Source organism: Oceanobacillus senegalensis, assembly GCF_900176885.1.
GTDB lineage: Bacteria > Bacillota > Bacilli > Bacillales > Amphibacillaceae > Oceanobacillus > Oceanobacillus senegalensis.
The window spans coordinates 3,308,592-3,327,481 of sequence record NZ_LT839648.1; the positions used below are offsets into that span (position 1 = coordinate 3,308,592).

At 39.8% G+C, this 18,890-nt stretch carries 13 protein-coding genes, 8 tRNA genes and 2 rRNA genes; 3 read left to right on the forward strand and 20 right to left on the reverse strand.

Going from position 1 to position 18,890, the window contains the following annotated elements:
- Positions 1 to 11: 11 nt before the first annotated feature.
- Entirely contained in the window at positions 12 to 218 is a 207-nt protein-coding gene (locus tag CAO17_RS15940; protein WP_085993604.1) for a hypothetical protein, read from the forward strand.
- Positions 219 to 287: 69 nt separating this feature from the next.
- On the opposite strand, the gene glmS is transcribed toward CAO17_RS15940, so the two are convergent.
- The 6 genes from glmS to sigW form a co-directional block, all read right to left on the reverse strand.
- Positions 288 to 2,096, reverse strand: coding sequence for a glutamine--fructose-6-phosphate transaminase (isomerizing) (gene glmS, locus CAO17_RS15945; protein WP_085993605.1), 1,809 nt, complete (start codon positions 2,094 to 2,096; stop codon positions 288 to 290).
- Positions 2,097 to 2,609: 513 nt separating this feature from the next.
- On the reverse strand, positions 2,610 to 3,956 hold the full coding sequence (gene glmM / locus CAO17_RS15950; RefSeq protein WP_085993606.1) for a phosphoglucosamine mutase: 1,347 nt from the start codon (positions 3,954 to 3,956) through the stop codon (positions 2,610 to 2,612).
- Positions 3,957 to 4,216: 260 nt separating this feature from the next.
- Positions 4,217 to 5,446 carry a CdaR family protein gene (locus CAO17_RS15955; protein ID WP_085993607.1) on the reverse strand — a complete coding sequence of 410 codons (1,230 nt, stop codon included), beginning with the start codon at positions 5,444 to 5,446 and terminating at the stop codon, positions 4,217 to 4,219.
- Positions 5,439 to 6,260 carry a diadenylate cyclase CdaA gene (cdaA, locus tag CAO17_RS15960; RefSeq protein WP_085993608.1) on the reverse strand — a complete coding sequence of 274 codons (822 nt, stop codon included), beginning with the start codon at positions 6,258 to 6,260 and terminating at the stop codon, positions 5,439 to 5,441. The genes CAO17_RS15955 and cdaA overlap by 8 nt, the downstream gene beginning before the upstream one ends.
- A 479-nt stretch (positions 6,261 to 6,739) precedes the next feature.
- Entirely contained in the window at positions 6,740 to 7,375 is a 636-nt protein-coding gene (locus CAO17_RS15965) for an anti-sigma factor family protein (RefSeq protein ID WP_085993609.1), read from the reverse strand.
- A gap of 14 nt (positions 7,376 to 7,389) precedes the next feature.
- Complete coding sequence (gene sigW, locus CAO17_RS15970) at positions 7,390 to 7,953, reverse strand: RNA polymerase sigma factor SigW (RefSeq protein ID WP_085993610.1); 564 nt, start codon at positions 7,951 to 7,953, stop codon at positions 7,390 to 7,392.
- Between the two features lie 220 nt (positions 7,954 to 8,173).
- On the opposite strand from sigW, the gene CAO17_RS15975 reads away from it, so the two are divergent.
- On the forward strand, positions 8,174 to 8,323 hold the full coding sequence (locus tag CAO17_RS15975; protein WP_085993611.1) for an aspartyl-phosphate phosphatase Spo0E family protein: 150 nt from the start codon (positions 8,174 to 8,176) through the stop codon (positions 8,321 to 8,323).
- Between the two features lie 90 nt (positions 8,324 to 8,413).
- On the opposite strand, the gene CAO17_RS15980 is transcribed toward CAO17_RS15975, so the two are convergent.
- The 10 genes from CAO17_RS15980 to CAO17_RS16025 form a co-directional block, all read right to left on the reverse strand.
- Positions 8,414 to 9,520 (reverse strand): phosphomevalonate kinase, encoded by a 1,107-nt coding sequence (locus CAO17_RS15980; RefSeq protein ID WP_085993612.1) that lies wholly within the window; start codon positions 9,518 to 9,520, stop codon positions 8,414 to 8,416.
- Positions 9,521 to 9,532: 12 nt separating this feature from the next.
- Complete coding sequence (mvaD, locus tag CAO17_RS15985) at positions 9,533 to 10,510, reverse strand: diphosphomevalonate decarboxylase (RefSeq protein WP_085993613.1); 978 nt, start codon at positions 10,508 to 10,510, stop codon at positions 9,533 to 9,535.
- Positions 10,511 to 10,531: 21 nt separating this feature from the next.
- On the reverse strand, positions 10,532 to 11,494 hold the full coding sequence (gene mvk / locus CAO17_RS15990) for a mevalonate kinase (protein ID WP_085993614.1): 963 nt from the start codon (positions 11,492 to 11,494) through the stop codon (positions 10,532 to 10,534).
- Entirely contained in the window at positions 11,491 to 12,780 is a 1,290-nt protein-coding gene (locus CAO17_RS15995) for a hydroxymethylglutaryl-CoA reductase, degradative (protein ID WP_085993615.1), read from the reverse strand. The genes mvk and CAO17_RS15995 overlap by 4 nt, the downstream gene beginning before the upstream one ends.
- Positions 12,781 to 13,073: 293 nt before the next feature.
- Positions 13,074 to 13,146, reverse strand: a tRNA-Lys gene (locus CAO17_RS16000).
- 113 nt (positions 13,147 to 13,259) lie between these two features.
- A tRNA-Gln gene (locus CAO17_RS16005) sits at positions 13,260 to 13,334 on the reverse strand.
- 9 nt (positions 13,335 to 13,343) lie between these two features.
- Positions 13,344 to 13,428 (reverse strand) — tRNA-Tyr (locus tag CAO17_RS16010).
- 50 nt (positions 13,429 to 13,478) lie between these two features.
- Positions 13,479 to 13,554, reverse strand: a tRNA-Thr gene (locus CAO17_RS16015).
- A gap of 320 nt (positions 13,555 to 13,874) precedes the next feature.
- Positions 13,875 to 13,950, reverse strand: a tRNA-Val gene (locus tag CAO17_RS16020).
- Between the two features lie 6 nt (positions 13,951 to 13,956).
- Positions 13,957 to 14,031, reverse strand: a tRNA-Glu gene (locus CAO17_RS16025).
- A 325-nt stretch (positions 14,032 to 14,356) separates the two neighbouring features.
- On the opposite strand from CAO17_RS16025, the gene fabI reads away from it, so the two are divergent.
- Entirely contained in the window at positions 14,357 to 15,133 is a 777-nt protein-coding gene (fabI, locus tag CAO17_RS16030; protein WP_085993616.1) for an enoyl-ACP reductase FabI, read from the forward strand.
- Positions 15,134 to 15,560: 427 nt separating this feature from the next.
- Here the strand turns inward: fabI and CAO17_RS16035 are convergent.
- The 4 genes from CAO17_RS16035 to CAO17_RS16050 all read right to left on the reverse strand — a co-directional run bounded on the left by CAO17_RS16035 (position 15,561) and on the right by CAO17_RS16050 (position 18,888).
- Positions 15,561 to 15,633: transfer RNA gene (locus tag CAO17_RS16035), tRNA-Thr, on the reverse strand.
- A gap of 7 nt (positions 15,634 to 15,640) precedes the next feature.
- Positions 15,641 to 15,715, reverse strand: a tRNA-Asn gene (locus CAO17_RS16040).
- A gap of 27 nt (positions 15,716 to 15,742) precedes the next feature.
- Positions 15,743 to 15,857: ribosomal RNA gene (gene rrf / locus CAO17_RS16045) — 5S ribosomal RNA — on the reverse strand.
- Between the two features lie 110 nt (positions 15,858 to 15,967).
- Positions 15,968 to 18,888 (reverse strand): 23S ribosomal RNA (locus tag CAO17_RS16050).
- Between the last annotated feature and the right edge of the window lie 2 nt (positions 18,889 to 18,890).

Below are 18,890 nucleotides of genomic sequence, written 5' to 3' on the forward strand. Positions count from 1 at the left end.
GAGGTGATAAAATGGCACAGCATAAAAAGAAGGCTGATTTAGCAAAATCTGAAACTAGGGAACGATTTAATATTCAAGCAGGAGCAAATAATGCAGATCATCCACTAGATACAAAAAATCGTGTTTCTGGGGATTCTGTAGATGAACACAGAAGATTGGAATCAGCCAATGCTTATCTTGCGGAAAAAGAAATAAAGCAAACGTTTCTTAATTCCTAATTTCGATTCATCACCTTAACATTTAAAAGCCATCAGCTACATTCTATTATGTAGTGATGGCTTTTTTAATTATTCTACCGTTACACTTTTAGCTAGGTTACGCGGCTTATCTACATCGCAATCACGATGTAAGGCTGCATAATAAGCTAGTAATTGTAATGGAATGACACTAATTAATGGTGTTAGTAATTCATGCACTTTTGGTAATACAAACGCATCGGTATCCTGCTCTAAGCCTCTCATACTAATGATCAGGGCATTGGCACCACGAGCTACGACTTCCTGTACATTACCACGGATAGAATAATTGACATTTTCTTGTGTTGCTAAGGCGATAACAGGAGTACCTTCCTCAATTAAAGCAATCGTTCCATGCTTTAACTCTCCTCCAGCAAAACCTTCTGCCTGAATATAGGAGATTTCTTTTAGTTTTAATGCAGCTTCTAAGGATACATTATAATCTAAACCTCTACCTATAAAGAAGGCATTACGTGTTGTATCTAGATATATTCCCGCTAATTGCTCTATTTCCTCTTTTTGATCTGTTAAGACTTCCATAGCACTTGAAACAATTGCCAGTTCCTTTATTGGATCAAATTCCAGCTCTAAACCTTTTGCCTTTGCAATATCTGCAGCTAGAATAGTAAGAACTGCAATTTGTGCTGTGTATGCCTTTGTAGATGCTACCGCAATTTCTGGTCCTGCATGTAACTGCAAGGTATAATCCGCTTCACGAGAAAGAGTGGATCCAGGCACATTTGTAATAGTTAGCGCCGGATGTCCCATTTCTTTAATTTTTACTAAAACGGCACGACTATCTGCTGTTTCACCACTTTGAGAGATAAATACAAATAATGGTTTTTCTGATAATAATGGCATATTATAAGAGAATTCACTTGCGACATGAACCTCTACCGGAATCCTAGCCATCTTCTCCATAAATTCCTTACCTATTAATCCTGCATGATAACTGGTTCCTGCAGCAATAATATATACGCGATCTGCCTCTTGCATCGCATTACGTATAGAATCATCTAATTTAACTTCATTATTTTCATCTTGATACTCTTTAATAATGTTACGAATAACAATAGGCTGTTCATCGATTTCTTTTAACATATAATGTGGGTAGGTACCTTTTTCAATATCACTTGCATCAATCTCTGCTGTATATGGCTGGCGGTCAACCACTTTACCGTTTAATTTTTGAATTTCTACATGGTTACGATGAACTAGAACGATTTCTTTGTCAAAAATCTCCAGATACTGATCTGTTTCCTTTAGCGTTGCCATAGCATCGCTGGCAATAACGTTAAATCCATCACCTAAACCGATTAGTAATGGACTTTTATTTTTAGAAACATATAACGTATTTGGATCATCTACATCAATCATTCCAATGGCATAAGAACCTTTTAAAAGCTTCATTGCTTCTTGAAATGCTTTTATTGTATTTTGAAACTCATCGTACAGCTTTTCGATTAGCTGTACGATAACCTCCGTATCTGTTTCACTAACAAAGTCAACAGCCTCAAGATAGTTCCTTTTTATGTCTTGATAATTTTCAATAACTCCATTGTGAACGATTGTAAATTTCCCTGAAGTACTTTGATGTGGATGGGCATTCAATGTACTAGGCTCACCATGTGTAGCCCAACGAGTATGACCGATACCTAATGTTGCCTCTACGGAGTTAGAGTTATCCATGCTTTCCTTCAATGTTACAATACGCCCTTTAACCTTTGTCAGATGTACTCCGTTATCATTTAATACAGCGATACCAGCTGAGTCATAGCCACGATATTCTAGTTTTTCTAAACCATGTAATAAAATTCCCTTAGAATCATTTGCTCCAATATAACCTACTATTCCGCACATATTGTTGTCCTCCTTAAAAAGGGACAGACTAACTTTCTAAAAGAATCCTTATATTCTTTGGGGCGTTAAGCTGCCCCTTTCTCGTGTATAGTATTGCCATCATGCCTAATTCCTTTGTCCAATAAGTCACCTTATTGTTTTAAGAATTAGCTTTAAGCGACTGAGATGTGCAGTCGGGAGGCATCCGCCGAAAAATTCGATAACCTCCACCTCGTCAACTATTTTCCTCATCGATCAGAAAACAGTCCTGGCGCTTTTTACTAAATTTACAATGCTCCTTTCCCTTATGAAATAAGCATCATGCTGTATTCAACATGATAAGCTTATTACATTTTACCTGAACACACCTTACTCGGTCAATTCTAAAATTCAGGTAGATACTGCTAATTTATGAAAGCTGCTTGGATTTTGTTCTTGAGATTTAGGTAAGTCATACAGCATTCCACTTTTAGGAACCAGCTACTAATAAATAAAAGGATACAAACCTAATAAAAGATTTGTATCCCCACCATTCTATTCTTTTAAACCTAATAAATCATCCACAACTTTAACAATGCGTTCAACATATTTTTCACATTCTTCTTTAGTTGGCGCTTCCACCATCACACGAACTAAGGGTTCTGTTCCTGAAGGACGTACAAGAACGCGGCCCTCATCACCTAATTCCTTTTCTACCTTTTCGATTTCATTCAGGATTTTCAGGTTGTTCATTGCCTCATTTTTATCTTTAACTTTTACATTTTTTAATACCTGTGGATAGATGATCATTTCATTAGCTAACTCTGATAATGGTTTTCCAGTTTCTTTCATAACATTAACAAGCTGTAATGCTGATAGCATACCATCTCCAGTTGTATTATAGTTTAAAAAGATAATATGACCTGATTGTTCTCCACCTAAATTATAACCACCTTTACGCATTTCCTCCATGACGTAACGGTCACCTACAGCGGTTTTCTGACTTTCTATTCCATTCTCTTTTAGTGCTTTATAGAAACCAATATTACTCATTACGGTTGATACGACTGTGTTCTGACGGAGCACCCCACGCTCATTTAAGAACTTAGCACAAATATACATAATTTGGTCTCCATCAACTATATTACCTTTCTCATCTACCGCAATAAGACGATCACCATCTCCATCAAAAGCCAAACCAACGTCTGCGCCCTTTTCCAATACGTATTCCTGAAGCTTCTCAGGATGAGTAGAGCCTACACCATCATTAATATTCAATCCATTTGGTGTAGATCCCATCGAGAATATCTCCGCTTCAAGATCTGCAAATAAATGGGTAGCAAGACTTGATGTCGCACCGTGTGCACAATCGACTGCAATAGTCAGCCCCTCAAAGTCATTGTCAATCGTATCCTTCAAGAAGGAGAGGTATTTCTGTCCCCCTTCTAAATAATCATTGATAACACCTATATTTGGTCCAACAGGGCGTGGTAATTGATCTTCACCATCTATGATTTTTTCAATTTCATTTTCTTGTTCATCGTTTAGTTTAAAACCATCTGGTCCAAAAAACTTAATTCCATTATCCTCCACTGGATTATGTGAGGCTGAAATCATAATTCCTGCATGTGCACTAAGCGTCTTTGTTAAATAAGCAACACCAGGAGTAGAAATAACACCGAGCCTCATAACCTCAGCCCCAATGGAAAGAAGTCCAGAAACGAGTGCCCCCTCTAACATCATACCTGATATCCGAGTATCTCGGCCGATGACTACTTTGGGCTTTTCCGCTTGCTGTGTGAGGACATATCCACCAGCACGCCCTAACTTAAAAGCTAATTCAGGTGTTAAGTCCTTATTTGCTACACCTCTTACTCCATCAGTTCCAAAATATTTTCCCATGTCTTACCTCTCCTTTACTTCCAATTCAGATGTTAACAAGTGAGAGCCTATGTAAAATAAACCAATCCTAAGAGGGGTCTTACCCATCTTCAACAGGCTATGAAGTTTTTTCAAAAAGTCCGGTAAAAATGACACATCAAATTAGGAAACCTTCGGGCGCACGAGACGTATTTATCTCGGCGTTGAACCCTAGCTGACCAGTCCATTTTATCCTCCTTTTTGAACACACACTGCTATAGCCTACCTCAGTGATGTATTACTTAATTAACATTGATTGTAACCTCTTCTAACCCCGTAGAAGCGGATACATTCTCTGACTCACTATCTACTTCTACTTCAATTGGGAGCGTATGTTTTCCTGATTCTACACCAACAGCATCTATGAAAACTCGTACATTTTCTTTCGTCAATGCTCCAACCTGTTTTTCATTTCCAACTAAAGTAACATTTGTAGCCTCATCGGAAGGTTCAATAAAAGTCACATCCTGTCCTTCCTCCAAGCCATCTACTTCAATCGGCATCTTTTCCAATGTTTTCGCATGTTCTACCTCTAGCGTTACTTCTACTGTTTCTACATCCGGAGCTTGTACACCATCTGGTAATGATAAACCAACCTCCACAACACCAGTCTCTTCCACTTCTGATAAGTCTATTTCTTCCGTTGAAATGGAATTAATATCAGCCAAAATATTACTTTTTGCAAATATTTCTACCTCTTCTACATTAGCAGAAATAGACATCAATGAATAGCCCTCAGGTAATTCTCCCGTTGTCGGCACATTTAAGCTAACGGTTTTACTCGGATTGTTTATCTCCGCTGATACTTTTACTCGCTCTGGGGAAGGTGTAGTGCTTAGTTCATTTCCTTGTGCATCATAAACATTTATAGGTACCTCTCGATTATCTATCGATTCCTTCAATTCTGCAACATCTACAAATACCTTTACTACACCAATCCGGTCAATAATACTTTTTGAGCTGGATATTGTAACAGTTGATGGATCTAATTCAAAATCGCCGACTTCATATCCAGCAGGTAATTTATCTTGATTTATAAAATCAACTGATACGTCAAATTCCTGACTTGCTTTTTCCTCGATAAAGACATCAACTGTTTTTGGTTCAATATAGGCTTCTAGTTGATTTGAGACATTGTATTCTATTTCAACGGTATGTTCTCCTTCTTCTAATCCAACTAAATCAACATAAACGTCAAAATTACGCTGAAGAACAATAGGGCGTAAATAGTTCGGTGGTCCTTCTAGTGAAACTGTAACATATTCTGGAACGCCGCTTACTACGTATTTCTCACTATCAATTCGAATCTCAACAGGGACATCATCAAGTGTTTGTGTTTCTGTATTTGTACCAGGAATCGCTGACTCCGTTGTGGAGGAATTTACCGTTGTTTCTACGAATATGTAAAGGACAATAGCAAATGCTAATGCAGCAAATCGAACAAACCATTTGCTCTTAAACCAATTATCCATTATCATTTTCCCTCCGTTTCCACGTTTTCCTTTCAGAGGTGTCTTCCATTAACGATAAATGGGCGTTAAGCATTTGACGAAGTGTTTCTTCCGTAATATCTCTATGTAATTCCCCGTTTTTTGTACAAGAAATAGCACCTGTTTCCTCAGAAACGACAATCGTAAGTGCATCAGTCACTTCGCTAATTCCCATTGCTGCACGATGTCTAGTACCAAGTTCCTTTGAAATAAATGGACTCTCTGACAGTGGAAGATAACAGGCAGCAGACATTATTTTATTATCTTTTATAATGACGGCCCCATCATGAAGTGGTGTGTTAGGTGTAAAGATATTTGTTAGCAATTGATGGGTAAGGTTTCCTTGAATAGGTATACCAGTTTCCATATACTCACCAATTCCCGTTTCACCTTCAATGGTTATTAGAGCACCTATCCGTCTTTTAGCCATATAATTACAGGATTTAATAATAGACTCTATCTTTTTTCCTACTATTTCTTCTTCAGTCCTAGCACTTCTCGAAAATAAATTTCCTCTTCCTAATTGCTCTAAAGCTCTTCTTAATTCAGGCTGGAAAAGAATAATTATTGCTAAAAAGCCCCAAATAATAGCCTGATTCGTTAACCATTGCAATGTTTGCAAATTAAATGCAATACTTAGAGCCCATACAAGTAAAACTACAGCAATCCCTTTTAATAACTGTATTGCCTTTGTTCCTCGTATTAACATCATTAATTTATAAAATACATACCAGACGAGAGCAATATCTACGCCTATTCTGAGTAGATCAATAAGATCTAATCCCCCATCAAGCATGTTCACACATCCTTTTAACACCTTAAATTTAATGATAAGTCTATACTTATATAATACGTTACATATTATAACATAAATACATAACCAAACATAAAGTGAACCTCCAATCAGTGAGGTTTTCTTTCTTCCCTGGTTAAATGAACAAATCCGGCTTTTAGGGGCAGTTTATCCCACACTTAAAACAATTCGTTTTTCTCCCTTATTTTTAGGGTGGGACTATTACTTACCCTTAACCTACGATAAAGCGAATCTTCAATTAGCCATAGGCTTTTATTCCCCGCTATTGGATGAACGGATCACGAGTTTACCGGCTGCCCGTCACCCGTCTATTATCCTTGAAAATATTATTTTTCGTTGGGAAGAGTCATAGCAGTCTTGGAACATGACGTTTATGTTAACTAACTAGTTAATCACGTAATAATTAGAAAGACCTTGTAGAAAAAGCCGAATAAGTAATACACTCATTCGGCACTTTGTCCTTATTCAAATAAAAAGACACTTTGAAAGACATTTTTCATTTGATACCAAAGCCATTCAAAGACCTGGTCAACAGTTTGAATCTCTCCATTAATGTTACCTACAGATGCCATTAGTCTCTCACCATCTATTGAATCCTCAAGAAGCTCCCCATTAATAATCGTAACGTCTCCATCGATAGTTCCCTTGACAATTAAATCCCCATTTTGAACCACTAAATCTCCTTCAACTGCTTCATTTTCAGGGACGATAACTGTATCTCCACGGATAATTAAGTTTTCTTGTTTTGAAACAACTAATTCACTATCTTGATTCCACTGCGCGAACACGCCACTAAGCATAAATATGAAAAAGATAGCTGCAGCAGTCAAAACAGGGTGAGATCTAAACCATCGTTTATATTTGTACTGCTTCTTTTCAACTGGAAGGTTCTTCATAACATTCTCAGTAAAGCTATCCGGTGCTTGCATCGTTTCTGAGCTTTGCACCAAAGCAATGGTTCGTTTGAGTTCATAAAAATGATTATGACATTCTTCACAAGCATTTAAATGTGTCCGCAATGTTGTTTCTTCTTCAGGTTGTAGATCTCCATCTAAATATTTATGCATTAATTCAATGATTTCTAAATGACTTTTCAATGTGACACACTCCTTTACACGTGTCGAAGCCTTTTACGTAGAGCTTCCCTTCCCCGATGTATTCTTGTTTTAACCGTCCCTAATGGTATATCCATAATATCACTTATCTCCTGTAAGGAAAATTCCTCCAAATACCTTAAAATAATTATACTTCGATACTTTGGTGGTAAGTTCGATATTTCATGATGGATATAGTGCTGTAATTCAATACTTTCTACTTTTTCATTAGGTAAGGGTTCCTTGGAAGAGAGCTGCGAATACATATTCAGGCCATCAGTACCCTTGATTTCTGCATCGAGATAATAATCCGGCTTCCGTTTCCGAATTCGGTCAATGCATAAATTGGTAGCAATTCGATATAACCAAGTTGAAAATTTCCTATTCACATCAAAGGAATTAATGTTCACATACGCACGGATAAACGCTTCCTGTGCAATATCTTCAGCCTCATGCCTATTCATAAGCATCCTATAGCAATGATGAAAGATTCTATCCTGGAATAACTCAACAATCTCACTATAGGCAGCTTGGTCTCCCCTTTTAACTTGACTTATTTTCTCTTTAATTATCTTTTCCATTTACGTACCTCCGCTTTTACCCGCGGTAATTAATTTACGAAAAGGTACATAGAAAGGTTTCATAAATCATGAAGATTTTTCGTTAGTTTAACCCTCTATATACCCACAATCATTATAAGTAAAACCTCACTTTTAAATAGCCATAAAAATGTCATAATTTATGATTGCAATTTTGATGATAATTCCATAATATAGTATACTAGATAGGAGGTAAGTTTTGGTGACTAAATCAGTTTTATTAGAAAAAATCGAAGAATGCCGTGAAGAAATGATTTTATTAAGCGATAGTCATGATTTAACTTCTGAAGCTGTCATCTCTTCTAGTATGAAACTAGATGAACTAATAAATGAATATCAAAGATTTATGTAATTATAAATAAGAAAAACACCAAGAACTTGCTATAAACAATAAAAACAGAAAGACATGGAATCCCTAATAGATTTCCATGCCTTTTTTAATTTATGCATCATTAACAATCGAAGAACCATACAGGCTTGGCAGAATAGATAATGGCTTAATTCCTTCCACTTCCCAAGCCTCAAATAACCGATCTACATTCTCCTTTGTTGGCATGAAGGCAATCCCACAATCTCCACCACCAGCTCCTGATGGCTTTCCTGCTCCATCTAGTTTTTCCGCTAAATCACATAGTTTAGCTAGTTTTGGTGTTTCTATTAGGACATCTGCTTCATTACCAACTGTTGCCAATGCACTTCTATTTTCTTTTACACCTTTTAGCAATAACGGTATATTCTTTGTCTCCATTCCCGTTGAGAACCATTCAACAGCCTGCTTACTATGGGAAAGAAAGTTATTAAATGAAGTAGGATTAACCTCTTTAAGATGTAATATTTCATCTACAAGCTTTGCTGTGGATGCAGCATTTCCCGTCCATCCCACACAAAACTGTACACCTTTAGGAAATTCAATCGGTTTAACAGAAAAGTACTTCCAATCCTTTTCCACTAGGTCAGATATCGATTTTGCCCGTTTATACTCATCCAGTAACCATTCTGCTTGAAATGAGGAGTAATAGAGCATCCCACCATAAGTTGATGCTGCAATATCTGCCCCAGACCCATTCCCTTGTGTGATTACATGAGAAATTGCTGAAAGTTTAAATATCAACTCTTTACTTGGCTCATCAGAAAGGAAGCTATTTAATATAGCATTAATTACAGACGTAACAACAGCAGCACTGGACCCTAATCCATATTTAATACCAGATTCATCATCTAGCTCACTCTTAATGGATAAAGAGACCGGAGCTATTTCTATTTGTCGTTCGTTTAAATATGTATATACAATTGACATTGCATTACCAACAAAACGTATTCTTGGGTCGTCTGAATAAATTTCAACATGATTTCCATCAAAGCCAAACTCTAAGTTATCCAAGTGAAAGTCAGATAATGTTAGGCGATTTTTTTCTGTTTTTTCTATGGTTGCATAAACATAACGATTTACAGCAAGGACCATTAAATGATGGTAAGGTTGTAAAACTGCAAATTCACCAGCAATCATTAACTTTCCAGGTGTTTTTATTGTTATCGCTCTGTTTGACAATGTGCTCAACCCCTAAAGATAGGTTACACCAGGTCCTGGTTTACTTAATGTTACACGGTCAACCCCTGGGATTTCCTGTAGCTTTTCTTTTACACGGTCTTCATTTTCAGGTAAATACAAGACTTTTACATTCGGGCCTGCATCTATTGTGAAATACGCCGGAATTCCGTTAGCACGCATTTCCTGTACGGTATGCATAACTCGTAATGTAGTATCATGCCAGTAAGTAAATGGGGGATTAGCCCCTAACGTTGTAGCATGCATTTTTAAGCAATTGGACTCTGCTACCGTACCTAGCTTTTCAAAGTCTTTATCACGAATAGCTGATTTAATTTCTTTCATATCATTTGGAATGCTATCAAGCCATCCGGTATAAAATGGGGATGTTTCCACTGTTCTCTTCATACCTGCTCGGCTCGAAATCTTTTTCATTGTGGAAGATAGAACAACTGCTGCAACGCGAACATCCCAATGAGTTTCCGGCTTAATTTGAACGGCTTGTGAGTCCTTTCCATCTGTACGTGACCCCATTTCCCATTCAACAAATCCGCCATAAATAGAACGACAAGCAGATCCAGACCCTTGTCTTGTTAGCCTTGAAAGTTCTTCATCACTTAAGTCTACTCCAATTGCACGCGTTCCTGCTGAAGCTAGTGCTGCAAATCCTGATGCGGATGAAGCGAACCCTGCCGCTGTTGGAACTTCATTAATAGAGCTCACTTCGGCATACAAGTTCGTTTTACCTGAAAGATTTCGAATTTTATCTAGAAAGTTAGTCACCCTCTGATAAGCTTCACCCTCCACAGATTGGTCATTTAATATAAAAGAGTCTTTAGATAAATCCTCTTGAAAGGCTACGGTAGTCGTTGTATAAAAACCATCTAATGTTAAGGAAAGACTGCTATTCGTCGGTAAAATAATGGACTCGTCACGTTTCCCCCAATATTTAATTAAAGCAATGTTTGTATGAGCCTTGGCTGTAGCCTTCATTAGAATTCTCCTTTACCTGTCTTAATTCTGTTTCTTTAATACAAATGGCCATACGGCATGTGCACCATATTTTCTTAGCTTGTCAGCAAGCTGTCTTGAATGAACTTCATTTCTTGCTAATGCTATAATACACCCACCATTACCTCCACCAGTTAATTTTGCACCTAAGGCACCTTCTTGTCTTGCAAAATAAATTAACCGATTTAACCCTGCATCACTAACTCCTAATGCTTCTAATTCACGTTGTGCTTCATCCAGTAAATTACCCAAAAGATGTTTGCCTGCTCTCTCTAATGCATTTCTTGCCTGATGGGTTAATTCACCAATACGCTCCAATTTTCGATGAATACGTTTAGGAGCAGTCTTTAATAATCTGCCAACAGATTCCACTGAAAGCCGAGTGTCCCCAACCCTTCCTGAATCAGCCACTACAAAGTAAAAATCCTCTTTTAATTCTAAATACTTTATTGGAAAGTCCTTCATATACCAAACAGGTGAATCGGCTGTAATCGTTAGTGTATCTATTCCACTCGGCTGACCATGGGCATGGGTCTCTGCTATGTTTGCTAAATCGAGTAATTCTTGCTTGGAATACGTTCGGTTTGCAAACGCAAATAAAGAACGAATGACTGAAATTGCTACAGAGGCACTTGATCCAAGTCCTTTACCTGGAGGGACAGACGAGCTAATCCTTATTAATAAATCTACTGCAGGAATTCCCAGATAATCCAATGTTCCTTTTATGCATTTAACAATACCTTGTAGGGATTCAGGCGCACAATCCATAATCCCTTGATAGAATGCACTATCTATTCTCACATCACCTGATGACTGTTCGATTACTGTTTCAACACCAATCAAAGGAAATGGCAAAGCAATAGCAGGTTGTCCGTGCACAACCGCATGCTCCCCAATTAGAATTAATTTACTATGAGCTATACCTATAGCTGTTTTTTCTGTCGCTGTTACCTTTTCTGCACTCATTTTTTATACTCTTCCACCAATTCTTTAGCTTTTCCTACACGGATTTGTTTCTCTTTAATAAGTTGTTCAGCAATAATATCAATCATCTCCCCTGTGGCTCCTGCAGCAATTGCTACAGAGCGAGAGTGTAGCGCCATATGTCCTTTTTGAATCCCATCCGTTGCTAGAGCCTTCAATGCACCTAAGTTTTGTGCTAATCCTACCGCAACAATTACCTGTGCTAACTCTTTTGCTGTTGAGATATTTAATAAGTCGAGAGAGAATTTGGCCAATGGATGAACACGTGTCGCGCCTCCTACCGTTCCAATGGACATTGGTAATTCTAACTCTCCTACAAGGTTACCATATTCATCTTTAGACCAAATTGTCATGGAACTATATTGTCCATCTCTAGCTGCATACGCATGGGCACCGGCCTCAACAGCTCTCCAATCATTACCAGTTGCAATAACTACTGGATCAATACCGTTCATGATTCCTTTATTATGCGTTACAGCCCTATAAGGATCAGATGCCGCAAACTCATAGGCATGGATAACTCCATCTCGTACCTCTTCGCCTGAGTATGCACCTGTTTTTAAATATTTTGGAGGTATAACACAACTCGCTTTAGCTAAACAACGATCTGCATAATTCGATAAAATTCGCAAATAAACTTTACCGTTAGACAATTCTTCAACAATCGGTGCAATAGATTCAACCATTGTGTTAATAATATTCGCACCCATTGCATCACACGTATTGATATATACGTGAAGAATGAGCATTTGATTGTATTTGGATTCAGTATCCTCATTTAAAATTCTTACATCTATATCCTCTGCTCCCCCACCTCTTTTAACAATACTAGGGTAAGCATTATTAGCTGCTTCTAATAACAATTCCTTTTGATTAATAATTGCTTCCTTCGCTTCATGAAAATCAGGACAACCTACTACTTGAATTTGTCCAATCATCACTCTTTCTGTCGCCTTTGTAGTAAAACCTCCAGCTTCACGAACAATTTTCGCGATATGACTTGCTGAAGCGACGACAGATGCTTCCTCTATTGCCATAGGAACTGCATAATCTTTCCCGTTTATCAAGAAATTCAAACCTAATCCTAAAGGAAGTTGAAAAGTACCAATCACATTTTCAATCATTTTATCCGCCATCTCTGTAGAAAGCGGTACATGCCTTTTAATATTATTTAGATCCTTATCAGAAGACGAATGTAGCTCTTTTAACATTTCAATTCGTTCTTCAACAGTCATATTATAGAACCCTGGAATTCTGGAGGTTTCCATACTGTATCATCCTTTTATATATAAAAATTCAATATACATATAATAAGTATTTATATATTAGGCTTAACCATTTTTCTTATTATATTTTCCTGATTCACAAATTCTACGCTTTTAATATTATAACACGTTATAGAGATAAACATTATAACAATGCCTTTACATCATACAATAAATACATGCAAACTCTAGGTTAAAACAATACCTAATCATTATGTAAAAAAAACGCCAAAAATGCAAATAAACAAGGTCATTCTACACTGACCTTGTTTAATAAAGCAACGATATTCAAGTGATGAGCCATGAAGGATTCGAACCTTCGACCCTCTGATTAAAAGTCAGATGCTCTGCCGACTGAGCTAATGGCTCATATATTAAAATGAAATTAATATATTAGTTTACAACTTATCGTATTATATTATGCATATCATGCTGAGTATAATCTTCCAGCAGTCTTACACTTCATAGCGGAAAATTCAAATTGGCTGGGCCACTAGGATTCGAACCTAGGGTACACGGGATCAAAACCCGATGCCTTACCGCTTGGCTATGGCCCAATATATTTATGGTGGAGGGGGGCAGATTCGAACTGCCGAACCCAGAGGGAGCGGATTTACAGTCCGCCGCGTTTAGCCACTTCGCTACCCCTCCGTATTGTAACCATTTATCTTTAACATTATTCAAATGTGATATAAATAAAATGGTGCCGGCCAGAGGACTTGAACCCCCAACCTACTGATTACAAGTCAGTTGCTCTACCAATTGAGCTAGACCGGCTTTTATATTTTAGATAATACTTTAAAATAGTCTCTACTTCGAATGTGCTCGTCGTGTTGCAAGTTCAATCGGTGGAGCTGCACTCCTCGCAAGCCTGCACATAGTAGTTTTTCGTTGAAGTAAACGGCTTGCTCTACCAATTGAGCTAGACCGGCTTATTATATTTTAGATAATACTTTAAAATAGTCTCTACTTCGAATGTGCTCGTCGTGTTGCAAGTTCAATCGGTGAAACTGCACTCCTCGCAAGCCTGCACATAGTAGTTTTTCAATGAAGTAAACGGCTTGCTCTACCAATTGAGCTAGACCGGCTTATTACTATGGTGGAGGATACAGGACTTGAACCTGTGACCCCCTGCTTGTAAGGCAGGTGCTCTCCCAACTGAGCTAATCCTCCAATTAGTGGTGACCCGTACGGGATTCGAACCCGTGTTACCGCCGTGAAAGGGCGGTGTCTTAACCGCTTGACCAACGGGCCAATGAAATATTTTCAACAGAATTCAACAAAGTTTTATGTCCTGTCTCAAACTGACGAATTATATTATAACGAGATAATATCATTTTGTAAAGAGGTAATTTATATTTTATTTTAAAAAGTTTAGCCTGTTTACGAAAAGCTTCATGAAGCTCAGTATAAGTATCTACTTTTATCTATTCCACTGTATCAAGTTTTTTTACAAGGGCATAAGGGGATCACTAAAGAATTAGTATCAAGTAATAATATCACATATAATAAAATGTTTTCTTTCTATCATCATAAAGGGTATAATATAGGGAAGATATTTTAATAATGGAGGTAAACAATGTCTGGTTTATTACAAGGAAAAAATATTGTAGTTATGGGTGTAGCTAATGAAAGAAGTATCGCATGGGGAATTACTAAATCTCTACATAATGCCGGCGCAAACTTAATTTTTACTAATCGTCAAGAGCGTTCATATAAAAAATTAATAAAATTACTAGAAAAAAACGAAATAGAAGCTAAACTAGTCGTTTCATGTGATGTAGCAGATGATGAAAGTATAAATGACGCTTTTAGAAAAATAAAAGAGGAAATTGGTGTTATTCACGGTCTTGTTCATTCTGTTGCCTTTGCGAAAAGGGAAGAATTACAAGGTGAATATGCAGATACATCACGCGATGGATTTTTACTAGCACAAGAGATTAGCGCATACTCCTTAGTTGCCGTTACGAAGGCTGCAAAAGAATTAATGACAGAGGGTGGAAGTATCGTCACACAAACGTATTTAGGTTCGGAGCGCGTAGTTCCAAATTATAATGTAATGGGAGTTGCAAAGGCTTCATTAGAAGCAAGTGTACGTTACTTAGCTGAAGATGTAGGAAAATATGGAATTCGTGTAAATGCAGTTTCTGCAGGGCCAATTCGTACCCTTTCTGCAAAAGGAGTATCCGGATTCAATGACAAAGTAAGTGTAATTGAGGAAAGGGCTCCATTACGCCGTGGTGTTGATCACGATCAAGTTGGTGATGCTACATTATTCTTTATTAGTGACTTATCCAGAGGTGTAACAGGGGAGGTCCTCCACGTGGATTCAGGATTCCACATTATTGGTGGATAAACTCACTAGTCACTGGGCTGACCTGGTTTGATAAATATTACCTACAGACGTACATTTTATAATTTATTGGTGAAAAGTGAATGATAAAAAAGTGCTCGTTTCGTTTTTTAAACCAAATGAGCACTTTTATTTTGATCAAATTCCTCTTAGAAGTATTTCCATAAGATTGAACACAGAAAAAAAGAACCTTTTTTAAGATCCGGCAGATCGATTTTATTATATTGAGTTATTCTTCTCCCAAAACGCTGATAAGCCTTCTTTTACCTCTATCCTCCATACCTGATTTTCCGAGGATTCACTTTATGGATTGACAAAAATTGTGATGCATTTTTAAGATCTAAAATCTCTGTATTTCTCAAATTTCTTCCTTAAAAGGCAATAAAAAACGTCACTCCTTCAATTGAAGGAATGACGTTTTTTATTAAAGAGCTTCCAAGCGGACTTGAACCGCTGACCCCTTCCTTACCATGGAAGTGCTCTACCGACTGAGCTATGGAAGCATAAAAATGGCTCCACAGGTAGGATTCGAACCTACGACCGATCGGTTAACAGCCGATTGCTCTACCACTGAGCTACTGTGGAATAATCTAATAAAATGTAAATAGCATTGCCTGGCGGCGTCCTACTCTCGCAGGGATTAATCCCAACTACCATCGGCGCTGGAGAGCTTAACTACTGTGTTCGGCATGGGAACAGGTGTGACCTCTCCGCCATCGCTACCAGACAACTATCTATAAATTGTATAGGTATATTATAAACAAATCTTGTCATAAAAGCAAGTTTTTTATACCCTAAAAACTAAATAAGAGGTAATCTCTGACATCCTTTAAGAAGTTAGTTAAGTCCTCGATCGATTAGTATTCGTCAGCTCCACGTGTCACCACGCTTCCACCTCGAACCTATCTACCTCATAGTCCCTGAGGGATCTTACTCACTTAGAAGTGATGGGAAGTCTCATCTTGAGGGGGGCTTCATGCTTAGATGCTTTCAGCACTTATCCTTACCATACGTAGCTACCCAGCTATGCTCCTGGCGGAACAACTGGTACACCAGCGGTATGTCCATCCCGGTCCTCTCGTACTAAGGACAGCTCCTCTCAAACTTCCGGCGCCCACGACGGATAGGGACCGAACTGTCTCACGACGTTCTGAACCCAGCTCGCGTACCGCTTTAATGGGCGAACAGCCCAACCCTTGGGACCGACTACAGCCCCAGGATGCGATGAGCCGACATCGAGGTGCCAAACCTCCCCGTCGATGTGAACTCTTGGGGGAGATAAGCCTGTTATCCCCGGGGTAGCTTTTATCCGTTGAGCGATGGCCCTTCCATGCGGAACCACCGGATCACTAAGCCCGACTTTCGTCCCTGCTCGACTTGTAGGTCTCGCAGTCAAGCTCCCTTCTGCCTTTACACTCTGCGAATGATTTCCAACCATTCTGAGGGAACCTTTGGGCGCCTCCGTTACCTTTTGGGAGGCGACCGCCCCAGTCAAACTGCCCGCCTGACACTGTCTCCGAACCGGATCACGGTCCTGGGTTAGAAGGTCCATACAGCCAGGGTGGTATCCCACGGATGCCTCCACGTAAGCTGGCGCTCACGCTTCTGAGGCTCCCACCTATCCTGTACAAGCTGCACAGACATTCAATATCAGGCTACAGTAAAGCTCCACGGGGTCTTTCCGTCCTGTCGCGGGTAATGCGCATCTTCACGCATAGTATAATTTCACCGGGTCTCTCGTTGAGACAGTGCCCAAGTCGTTGCACCTTTCGTGCGGGTCGGAACTTACCCGACAAGGAATTTCGCTACCTTAGGACCGTTATAGTTACGGCCGCCGTTTACTGGGGCTTCGGTTCTAAGCTTCGGACCAAAGGTCCTAACTCTTCCCCTTAACCTTCCAGCACCGGGCAGGTGTCAGCCCCTATACTTCGCCTTTCGGCTTCGCAGAGACCTGTGTTTTTGCTAAACAGTCGCTTGGGCCTATTCACTGCGGCTCTATCTCTATAGAGCACCCCTTCTCCCTAAGTTACGGGGTCATTTTGCCGAGTTCCTTAACGAGAGTTCTCCCGCTCACCTTAGGATTCTCTCCTCGCCTACCTGTGTCGGTTTGCGGTACGGGCACCTGTGATCTGGCTAGAGGCTTTTCTCGGCAGTGTGAAATCCGGAACTTCGGCTATAGTTGCCTCCCCATCACAGCTTGAAATGGCCAGACGGATTTGCCTATCTGACTTTCTCACTGCTTGGGCGCACACGTCCATCGGTGCGCATTCCTTATCCTACTGCGTCCCCCCATCACTCATAACGATCACGAGGTGGTACAGGAATATCTGCCTGTTGTCCATCGCCTACGCCTTTCGGCCTCGGCTTAGGTCCCGACTAACCCTGAGAGGACGAGCCTTCCTCAGGAAACCTTAGGCATTCGGTGAAAGAGATTCTCACTCTTTTTTCGCTACTCATACCGGCATTCTCACTTCTAAGCGCTCCACCAGTCCTCACGGTCTGACTTCACAGCACTTAGAACGCTCTCCTACCATTGTCTAAAAGACAATCCACAGCTTCGGTGATACGTTTAGCCCCGGTACATTTTCGGCGCAGAGTCACTCGACCAGTGAGCTATTACGCACTCTTTAAATGATGGCTGCTTCTAAGCCAACATCCTGGTTGTCTAAGCAACTCCACATCCTTTTCCACTTAACGTATACTTTGGGACCTTAGCTGGTGGTCTGGGCTGTTTCCCTTTCGACTATGAACCTTATCACCCATAGTCTGACTCCCAAGTCTAAGTAGCTGGCATTCGGAGTTTGACTGAATTCGGTAACCCGATGAGGGCCCCTAGTCCAATCAGTGCTCTACCTCCAGTACTCAAATCTTTGAGGCTAGCCCTAAAGCTATTTCGGAGAGAACCAGCTATCTCCGTGTTCGATTGGCATTTCACCCCTACCCACACCTCATCCCCGCATTTTTCAACATACGTGGGTTCGGGCCTCCTGTCAGTGTTACCTGACCTTCACCCTGGACATGGGTAGATCACACGGTTTCGGGTCTACGACCGCATACTCATTCGCCCTGTTTAGACTCGCTTTCGCTGCGGCTTCGTGTCTTCCACTTAACCTTGCATACGATCGTAACTCGCCGGTCCATTCTACAAAAGGTACGCCGTCACGCGTAAATGCGCTTCGACTACTTGTAGGCACACGGTTTCAGGTACTCTTTCACTCCCCTTCCGGGGTACTTTTCACCTTTCCCTCACGGTACTGGTTCACTATCGGTCACTAGGGAGTATTTAGCCTTGGGAGATGGTCCTCCCGGATTCCGACGGAATTCCACGTGTTCCGCCGTACTCAGGATACACTCCGGAGAGAATTCTCTTTTGACTACAGGGCTGTTACCCTCTTTGGCTCATCTTTCCAGATGGATTCGTCTAAAGAATTCCTTTGTAACTCCATGTGGAGTGTCCTACAACCCCAGAGAGCAAGCTCTCTGGTTTGGGCTGTTTCCGTTTCGCTCGCCGCTACTTGGGAAATCGCATTTGCTTTCTCTTCCTCTGGGTACTGAGATGTTTCAGTTCCCCAGGTATGCCTCTTGTGCCCTATGTATTCAGACACAAGTCCTGTTCCATTACGAACAGTGGGTTTCCCCATTCGGAAATCTCCGGATCAAAGCTTACTTACAGCTCCCCGAAGCATATCGGTGTTAGTCCCGTCCTTCATCAGCTCCTAGTGCCAAGGCATCCACCGTGCGCCCTTATTCACTTAACTAA

What these genes read in the sequence shown, in the direction of transcription:
- glmS (WP_085993605.1), bottom strand. Translation starts at nt 2,096, where the DNA reads ATGTGCGGAATAGTAGGTTATATTGGAGCAAATGATTCTAAGGGAATT.
- fabI (WP_085993616.1), top strand. Translation starts at nt 14,357, where the DNA reads ATGTCTGGTTTATTACAAGGAAAAAATATTGTAGTTATGGGTGTAGCT.
- CAO17_RS15955 (WP_085993607.1), bottom strand. Translation starts at nt 5,446, where the DNA reads ATGGATAATTGGTTTAAGAGCAAATGGTTTGTTCGATTTGCTGCATTA.
- glmM (WP_085993606.1), bottom strand. Translation starts at nt 3,956, where the DNA reads ATGGGAAAATATTTTGGAACTGATGGAGTAAGAGGTGTAGCAAATAAG.
- cdaA (WP_085993608.1), bottom strand. Translation starts at nt 6,260, where the DNA reads ATGCTTGATGGGGGATTAGATCTTATTGATCTACTCAGAATAGGCGTA.
- mvaD (WP_085993613.1), bottom strand. Translation starts at nt 10,510, where the DNA reads ATGAAGGCTACAGCCAAGGCTCATACAAACATTGCTTTAATTAAATAT.
- CAO17_RS15995 (WP_085993615.1), bottom strand. Translation starts at nt 12,780, where the DNA reads ATGGAAACCTCCAGAATTCCAGGGTTCTATAATATGACTGTTGAAGAA.
- sigW (WP_085993610.1), bottom strand. Translation starts at nt 7,953, where the DNA reads ATGGAAAAGATAATTAAAGAGAAAATAAGTCAAGTTAAAAGGGGAGAC.
- mvk (WP_085993614.1), bottom strand. Translation starts at nt 11,494, where the DNA reads ATGAGTGCAGAAAAGGTAACAGCGACAGAAAAAACAGCTATAGGTATA.
- CAO17_RS15940 (WP_085993604.1), top strand. Translation starts at nt 12, where the DNA reads ATGGCACAGCATAAAAAGAAGGCTGATTTAGCAAAATCTGAAACTAGG.